The organism is Phenylobacterium sp., from assembly GCF_046463815.1.
Taxonomy (GTDB): Bacteria; Pseudomonadota; Alphaproteobacteria; order Caulobacterales; family Caulobacteraceae; genus Phenylobacterium.
In genome coordinates, this window is the sequence record NZ_JBKBRO010000004.1 from 162,692 (window position 1) to 170,735 (window position 8,044).

An 8,044-nucleotide genomic window follows, 5' to 3' on the forward strand; every position below is an offset into this window, starting at 1 on the left:
CCGGCGACGCCCTTCACCTGGGCCTGGCCGCCCAGCTTGCCCTCGGTGCCCACCTCGCGCGCCACCCGGGTCACTTCCGACGAGAACGAGTTGAGCTGGTCCACCATGGTGTTGATGGTGTTCTTCAGCTCCAGGATCTCGCCGCGCACGTCCACGGTGATCTTCTTGGAAAGGTCGCCGTTGGCCACGGCGGTCGTCACCTCGGCGATGTTGCGCACCTGGCCGGTCAGGTTGGCGGCCATCAGGTTCACGTTGTCGGTCAGGTCCTTCCAGGCCCCGCCGACGCCCTTCACCTGGGCCTGGCCGCCGAGCTTGCCTTCCGTACCCACCTCGCGGGCCACCCGGGTCACTTCCGAGGCGAAGGCGTTGAGCTGGTCCACCAGGGTGTTGATGGTGTTCTTCAGCTCCAGGATCTCGCCCTTCACGTCTACGGTGATCTTCTTCGAAAGGTCCCCGTTGGCGATGGCCGTCGTCACCTCGGCGATGTTGCGCACCTGGCCGGTCAGGTTGGCGGCCATGAAGTTCACGTTGTCGGTCAGGTCCTTCCAGGCCCCCGTCACGCCCTCCACGCGCGCCTGGCCGCCCAGCTTGCCTTCCGTACCCACCTCGCGGGCCACGCGGGTCACTTCCGACGAGAAGGCGTTGAGCTGGTCCACCATGGTGTTGATGGTGTTCTTCAGCTCCAGGATCTCGCCCCGGACCTCCACGGTGATCTTCTTGGAAAGGTCGCCGCGCGCCACGGCCGTCGTGACGTCGGCGATGTTGCGGACCTGGCCGGTCAGGTTGGCGGCCATCAGGTTCACGTTGTCGGTCAGGTCCTTCCAGGCCCCCGTCACGCCCTTCACCTGGGCCTGACCGCCCAGCTTGCCCTCGGTGCCCACCTCGCGGGCCACCCGCGTCACTTCCGACGCGAAGGCGTTGAGCTGGTCCACCATCGTGTTGATGGTGGTCTTCAGCTCGAGGATCTCGCCCTTCACGTCCACGGTGATCTTGCGGCTGAGGTCGCCGTTGGCCACCGCGGTGGTCACCTCGGCGATGTTCCGCACCTGGCCGGTCAGGTTCGCGGCCATGAAGTTCACGTTGTCGGTCAGGTCCTTCCAGGCGCCCGTCACGCCCTTCACCTGGGCCTGACCGCCCAGCTTGCCCTCGGTGCCCACCTCGCGCGCCACCCGGGTCACTTCCGAGGCGAACGAGCCCAGCTGGCCCACCATGGTGTTCACGACCTTGCCGATGCGCAGGAACTCGCCGCGCAGCGGCCGCTCCTCGTTCTCGAGGTCCATGGTCTGGGAGAGGTCGCCCTTGGCGACGGCGCCGATCACCCGGGCCATCTCGGCGGTAGGGTGGATCATGTCGGTGATCAGGGTGTTCACCGCGTCCACGCTTGCGGCCCAGGACCCCTGCGCTCCGGGCAGTTTGGCGCGGTGGCTGATCTTGCCCTGACGGCCGACCGTATCGCCCAGCCGTTCGAACTCCTTGGTCATGCGGTCGTTGAGCTCGACCACGTCGTTGAAGGCTTCGGCCAGCTCGCCGGCGACGCCCGAAAGCCCGCGCGACAGACGCACCGAGAAGTCGCCGCGCCGAAACGCCCGAAGCGCCGCCAGCAGCTCGGCGGTATCGATATCCGGCCTGGCGTTCGACCGGGCGCGGGCCGGCTTCGCGGTCCTTTCGGCGTTCGACATGGTTCCCCCGAGGGCATGCGGTTGCTGCATGGGGGGATACGCCGCTGCGCCAGCCCTGCCCGGCGCAGGGTCACACCCCGCCCTTCAAGGGAAACGGAGGGTCGCAGCCAGAGGTTCCAACTTGGCTGCGGAAAAATCCTCGGGGAGCCCAGAGGACCGACGCAGCCTGAGGCACGGCCCGGCCGGCTGGCGGGCGGGCGGGCGGGCGCCGCGAAGCTCGGCGGCGGTATGCCCTGCATGCGTCCTGTTCAGCCCGAGATCGGACCAAAAAAAAGCCGCGCCGGTGAGGGCGCGGCAGTCAAAGGGAGGAAACGCCCAAAAGGGCAAGACCGTTATGGCCTTTTGCTGCACTGCACGCAAGTCACAATTTCATGTCGGCGTGAAATGTTGCGTTACTCGACCCAGTCGCGGCGCAGGCCCTGGGCCGCCAGGGTGAACAGGGCGGCCGCGACGACATAGAAGCCCAGGCCGGAATAGATAGCGTATCTAAGGGCTTCCGCCCCGAAACGAGGGGTCAGGGCGTCGGAGACGGCGCCGAAGAACCAGGTGCCCAGACCCAGGCCGATCAGGTTGTTCACGAACAGGAAGCAGGCCGAGGCGACCGAGCGCTGGCTGGCCGGAACCAGATGCTGCACCGCAGTAATTACCGGCCCCAGCCACACCAGGTTGAGCCCCGTCGGGATGAGGAAGAGGACGAAGGCCAGGACCAGCGACTTGGCCTGGATGGCCAGCAGGAAGCACGGCAGGGCGATCAGGAAGGCGACGGCCGGCACGAGCAGGTAGTAGGCGGGCTTGGCCTTGCCCAGGCGGTCGCCCAGCCAGCCGCCGAGCCAGACGCCCGCCACCCCGCCGACCAGCGTCATCGCGCCCAGGAACACCGAGCGGTCCACGAGGCTCATGCCCAGGCTGCGCTCGAAGAACGACGGCAGCCAGAAGGCGACGCCGTAGCCGCAGACCGACGAAGCCGCGGCCCCGAGCGAGATCAGCCAGAAGGCGGGCTTGGCGAGCAGGACGGCCAGCCCGCCGGCCGAGGCGGGCGCCGGAGCCCGCACGACCGGAGCCTGGGCGGCCGACGCGCTGTCCATGCCGCCGCGGGGCGGCTCCTTGACGACCAGGCGGAAGATCGGCGCCAGCGCCACGCCGGCCAGGCCCACCGCAACGAACGCGGCCCGCCAGTCGATGGCGTGGGCGATCAGGCCGCCGAACAGGATGCCGAGCGCCGAGCCCACCGGGATGCCGAAGGAATAGGCGGCCAGCGCCCTCGCCCGCTGCTCCTTGGGGAAGTAGTCGCTGATCAGGGAGTAGGCCGGCGCCACGCCGCCGGCCTCGCCGACGCCCACGCCCATGCGGCACAGGAAGAGCTGCCAGAAGCCGCCGGCCAGGCCGCAGAGCGCGGTGAAGCCGCTCCACAGCGCCAGCGCCCCGGTCATGATCCAGGTGCGGCTCCAGCGGTCGGCCAGCCAGGCGATCGGGATGCCGAGGCCGGTGTAGAACAGCGCGAAGGCCAGCCCGCCCATGAGGCCGAGCTGGCTGTCGGTGAGCCCCAGCTCCTGCTTGATCGGCCCGGCGAGGATCCCGAGGATCTGCCGGTCCAGGAAGTTGAAGGTGTAGGCGAGGATCAGGATCGACAGCACGACGATCCGGTAGCCGCCGGCGCGCTGGGCCATGGGAACTCCGAGGAATCAGAAACGCCCGGCTCCTTAGGAGCCGGGCGTCCGTAGGTACTAGAACTTCGCTTCGAGCGAGAGCGTCACGGTTCGCGGCGGGCCGTAGTAGGCCGTCACCGAGTTGCCGAACAGCACGCCCGCCGACTGCGGGAAGTTATAGCCGCCGACGCGGTAGCGCTCGTCGGTCAGGTTCTTGCCGTGCAGGCCCACGCGGTACTTGTCGTCCGCCGAGGTCCACACCACGCTCGCGTCCGCCAGCCAGTAGCCGTCCTGATCGAGGATCGAGGGCACCTCGAACATGTGGAACGACGAACGGTACGACGCCGACGGGATGAAGGCGATCGAGCCGTGATCGCCCAGGTCGTGGGTGTAGGTGAAGCCGACCGAGCCGTTCCACTTCGGCGTGTTCTGGAACACCCGGCTGTCGGCGAAGTCACGCACCACCGGCGGCGTCGCGGTCAGGTCGAGCGCGCGGTACTCGTCGAACTCGGCCTTGATGTAGCCCAGCGAGAAGTTCGCGGTCAGCGCATCGGCCAGCTTGGCCACGCCTTCCAGTTCGACGCCGTACATGTGCGACTTGCCGACGTTCAGCACCTGCGAGGCGATCGAGGCGCCCACCGGGGTTTGCAGGGTGACCTGCTGGTCCTTGTACTTGGCGTAGAACACGGCCGAATTCAGGGTCAGGCGACGGTCGAAGAAGTATCCCTTCAGGCCGCCTTCGTAGCTCTCGACCTTCTCGGGCTGGTAGCCGTCGACCGAGGTGGGGGTCAGGATCGCGTCGGCGCGCATGTCGAAGCCGCCCGACTTGAAGCCCTGGCTGTACGAGACATAGCCCGTGAGATCCGGGTTGAACTCGTAGCGGGCGCTGACCCGCGGCGTGAACTTCTCGTAGGTGTCCGAGTTCGTGAAGTTCGACCGCACCAGGCCCGGGACGGCGGTGGCGTTGCCGAACAGCGGGCTCTTCAGGCCGGTGAAGTTCTGGCGATACACTTGGCCGGTCTTCTCGTCGCGGGTGTAGCGGCCGCCCACCGAGACCGAGAGCTGGTCGGTCACGTCGTAGCTGACGTCGGCGAAGGCCGAGTAGCTCTCGGTATCCACGTGGCCCGCCGTCGCGATGGTCAGGTTGGCCTGGCCCACCACGGTGTCGAAGGCGCCCGCGGCCGTGGCGTTCAGGTAGTAGAGGCCGAACACGCCCTGCACCCGCTCGCCCGTGTAGAGGAGTTGCAGCTCCTGGGTGAACTGGTGATCGTTGTAGCGGGCCGGGATGTCCAGCAGCGCCGCCGGCAGGGTGTCGAAGTCGATCGTGCCCTCGGTTTCGCCGGCGCGGTAGGCGCTGATCGACTTGAAGGTCAGGGTGTCGCTGACGTTCCACTCGCCCAGGAAGGAGACGCCGCGCGCTTCCACGCGGTTGTGGTCGCCCGAGCCGGCCTTGGTGTCGTACTCGTCGTCCAGCACCTCGCCACCCGGGATCGGCTGGCCCAGCACGTTCAGCGCCGGAACCTCGCGGTGGCCGTGGCGCGGGTTGGAGCGGTCGGTGACGACGTCGCCGGCCAGGCGGAAGAAAAGGTTGTCCGTCGGCGTGAACTCGAGCGTCGCGCGCGCGGCCGAGACGTCCTTGTTGTAGTGCTCGGCGCCGGTGGTCAGGTTCTTGCCGAAGCCGTCGCGGTTGAAGCTGGCCCAGGTGAGGCCCACGCCCACCATGTCGTTAAGCCGCGCCTTGGCGGAGGCGACCACGTCGCGCTGGTCGTACGAGCCGACCTGGCCCTTCAGCTTCAGTTCAGGCTCGCCCTCGATCTTGGCGGTGACGTACTTGATGGCGCCGCCGATGGTGTTGCGGCCGTAGAGCGTGCCCTGGGGCCCGCGCAGGACTTCCACCCGTTCGATGTCGAAGATGTCGAGCACCGCGCCCTGCGGGCGGGCGATGTAGACGTCGTCGATGTAGAGGCCGACGCCGGGCTCGAAGCCCCACAGCGGGTCCTGCTGGCCGACCCCGCGGATGAACGAGATCAGGGTCGAGTTGGAGCCCCGGGCGACCTGCACGGTCGTGTTGGGGGTCGATTGCTGAAGGGTGGTGATGTCCACCGCGCCGGTCGCCGCCAGCCGCTCGCCCGAGATGGCGCTGACGGCCACGGGCACGTCCTTCAGGGTTTCCTCACGCCGGCGGGCGGTGACCACCAGTTCCTCGACGACGCCGGGTTCCTCGGCGGTCTGGGCATAGGCGAGCGCCGGAACGGCGGACCAGGCGGCGCCCGCGAACAGGGCCGCCTTCATCAAGGCTTTCATCTGCATCCTCCCGATGGCGCCGCTTCCAGCCCCCCTTGGACCTGGCCGACGCCTGGAAATTTCACCGACAGGCGAATTAGCCGAAGCATTGAGTGATCCGCGCCCGGAGCGCCAGCGTCCGACGGGCGCCGCCTGTCGGTTTTTTGATCAGGTGATGAAATTCCGCCACAGTGAAGCCGGTCGGCGGCTTCACGGATGGCGGCGGACGACCTCGGCGATTCCCGCCGCGCAGTAGGCGTAGAGGCGCGCCCGCACCGCTTCGAGGTCCGTGGAGCGGCAAAGCCCGTCCGAAAGCTGGTCGATGCGCCCCGTCTCCGAGAGCGCCAGCATCATGGAGCCGGTCAGGAACTGGTAGCACCAGTAGAGGTCGCGGATCTCCGCCTCGGGCAGGGCCTCCTTCAGCGTGCCGATCAGCTTGTGGACCACCGGATCGAAGAAGCGGTGCATGGTCTCGCCGCCCCAGGCCGGCGTGTTGTTCACCAGGGCGACCAGGCGGAAGTAGTTCTTCCAGCCCTCGTCGTTGGTCATCGACAGCTCGACCAGCGGGCCGATGAACGCCTCGATGATCCCCTCGACCTCAAGCTGCCCGCCGTGGCTGGCCTTGTAGGCGCGCATGGCGTCGAGACGCGCGGTGTTCAGGATCTCGGCCCGGCGGGCGAAGACGCTGTCGAACAGCTCGCGCTTGGCGCCGAAATAGTAGTGGATCAGGGCGGTGTCGACGCCGGCCTCGGACGCCACCTGCCGGACGGTGACGCCGTAGAAGCCGTGCCGCGAGAACAGCGCCTCGGCCGCGTCGAGGATCGATTCGCGAAGGTCAGGCCCCTGCCCCTTCGGCCGCCGCCCCCTCGCCGTACCGCCCGATCGTCCGTCTGCCCGCGCCATGCGTCCCCCGCTGAGGCTCCGTCCGCCGCTAGGTCCCGCGGCGCTTCCGGTCAAGCCCGGCCCGCGTAACGGGGTTCGCCGCATTGACATGGCGCGGCCCGCGCCCATGCTCGCCGAAAAGACGGGGGAAACGCAAAACATGTCGGCTGCAACGAGGCCCGCGGGCGAGCGTCATCTGTCGATCGACGCCGTGCGCGGCCTGGCCGTGCTGGGCATCCTGCTGATGAACATCGTGGGCATGGGCCTGCCATCGTTCGCCTACGTCGATCCGACCTACGCGGGCGGCTCGCAGGGCGCCGATCTCTGGACCTGGGCCGTCAACAACGTGCTTACCGACGGCAAGATGCGGGCGCTCTTCACCATGCTGTTCGGGGCCAGCGCCGTGCTGATCGCAGAGCGGGCCGAGGGGGGCGGGCTGGGGCCGGTCCAGACCCACTACCGGCGCCTCTTCTGGCTGCTGCTGTTCGGCGTCGCCCACGCCCTTTTCGCCTGGTACGGCGACGTGCTGACGCTCTACGCCATCGCGGGCGTCGTCATCTTCCCGTTCCGCAGACTGTCGCCCAAGGTCCAGATCGGGATCGGCGTCGCGATCCTGGCGCTGCTGCTGACCAAGAACGTCTGGCAGTCGGGCGAACTCGAGGCCCTGCGCGCCGCGGCCGCCGCGCCCGGCGCGCCCGCCGACGTCGTCCAGGCCTGGAAGGAAGCCTCGATGATGGTGCAGATGCCGCCCGAGGCGAAGGCGGCCGAGATCGCGCTGTTCCAGGGCGGCTTCCTGGACGCGCTCCAGGCGCGGGCGAACATGCTGCCCCTCTTCTACCTGATCCTCTTCCCGACCGAGATGCTGCCCGAGGCGATCGGCCAGATGTTCGTCGGCATGGCGCTCTTCCGGCTGGGCTTCTTCACCCTCGGCTGGTCGAACCGGGCCTACGGCGCGCTCATCGCCTTCGGCTACGTCGTCTGCGTCCCCTTCACCGCCTGGCTCGCCTGGCTGATCTGGAAGAGCGGCTTCGACCCGCTCACCCTCCATGGGCTGGAGGCGTTGCAGCAGGCGACGCGGCCGTTCATCGGGCTCGCCCATGCCGCCGTCCTGCTGCTGGTCATCCGTGCGGGCTGGCTGCGGGGCCTGACGGACCGGTTAGCCGCCGCCGGACGCATGGCCTTCAGCAACTACCTGATGAGCTCGATCCTCACCTCGGTGGTGTTCTGCGGCTACGGCTTCGGGCTCTTCGGCGAGCTGTCGCGGGCCGAGCTCCTGTGGGTCGTGGCGGGGGTCTGGGCCTTCATCCTCCTCTGGAGCCGGCCCTGGCTGCAGCGGTTCCAGTACGGCCCCTTCGAATGGGCATGGCGCTCGCTCGTCCAATGGAAGCCGCAACCCTTCGTCCGGAACGGGCGTCCAGTGGTTCCGGCGGCCGGCTAGGACCAATCCACATTCAGGATTCCCATGCCTGAAAGGTGCTGAATCAATCGGTCTCCGGGTTTGTGATTCGGAGCGGGTTGATGAGCGTGAAGCGCTACGAGCTGAGCGGGAAGCAA

5 protein-coding genes are annotated in these 8,044 nt (G+C 68.2%); 1 reads left to right on the plus strand and 4 read right to left on the minus strand.

Annotated features, from left to right (window positions below; all coding sequences use genetic code 11):
- The 4 genes from ACK4TT_RS04070 to ACK4TT_RS04085 form a co-directional block, all read right to left on the minus strand.
- Positions 1 to 1,679, minus strand: a 1,679-nt coding sequence (locus ACK4TT_RS04070) for a HAMP domain-containing protein (RefSeq protein ID WP_410212493.1), incomplete at its 3' end; no start/stop codon positions are given.
- 392 nt (positions 1,680 to 2,071) lie between these two features.
- Positions 2,072 to 3,346, minus strand: coding sequence for a spinster family MFS transporter (locus ACK4TT_RS04075; RefSeq protein WP_410212494.1), 1,275 nt, complete (start codon positions 3,344 to 3,346; stop codon positions 2,072 to 2,074).
- Between the two features lie 57 nt (positions 3,347 to 3,403).
- Entirely contained in the window at positions 3,404 to 5,629 is a 2,226-nt protein-coding gene (locus ACK4TT_RS04080) for a TonB-dependent receptor (protein ID WP_410212495.1), read from the minus strand.
- A gap of 189 nt (positions 5,630 to 5,818) precedes the next feature.
- Positions 5,819 to 6,511, minus strand: a complete 693-nt coding sequence (locus ACK4TT_RS04085; protein WP_409640569.1) for a TetR family transcriptional regulator — start codon at positions 6,509 to 6,511, stop codon at positions 5,819 to 5,821.
- Positions 6,512 to 6,650: 139 nt separating this feature from the next.
- On the opposite strand from ACK4TT_RS04085, the gene ACK4TT_RS04090 reads away from it, so the two are divergent.
- Entirely contained in the window at positions 6,651 to 7,928 is a 1,278-nt protein-coding gene (locus ACK4TT_RS04090; protein ID WP_409640572.1) for a DUF418 domain-containing protein, read from the plus strand.
- The last annotated feature ends 116 nt before the right edge of the window (positions 7,929 to 8,044 follow it).

Excerpts from the sequence above, each read along its gene's own strand:
- ACK4TT_RS04075 (WP_410212494.1), bottom strand. The coding sequence starts at position 3,346 with ATGGCCCAGCGCGCCGGCGGCTACCGGATCGTCGTGCTGTCGATCCTG.
- ACK4TT_RS04080 (WP_410212495.1), bottom strand. The coding sequence starts at position 5,629 with ATGAAAGCCTTGATGAAGGCGGCCCTGTTCGCGGGCGCCGCCTGGTCC.
- ACK4TT_RS04085 (WP_409640569.1), bottom strand. The coding sequence starts at position 6,511 with ATGGCGCGGGCAGACGGACGATCGGGCGGTACGGCGAGGGGGCGGCGG.
- ACK4TT_RS04090 (WP_409640572.1), top strand. The coding sequence starts at position 6,651 with ATGTCGGCTGCAACGAGGCCCGCGGGCGAGCGTCATCTGTCGATCGAC.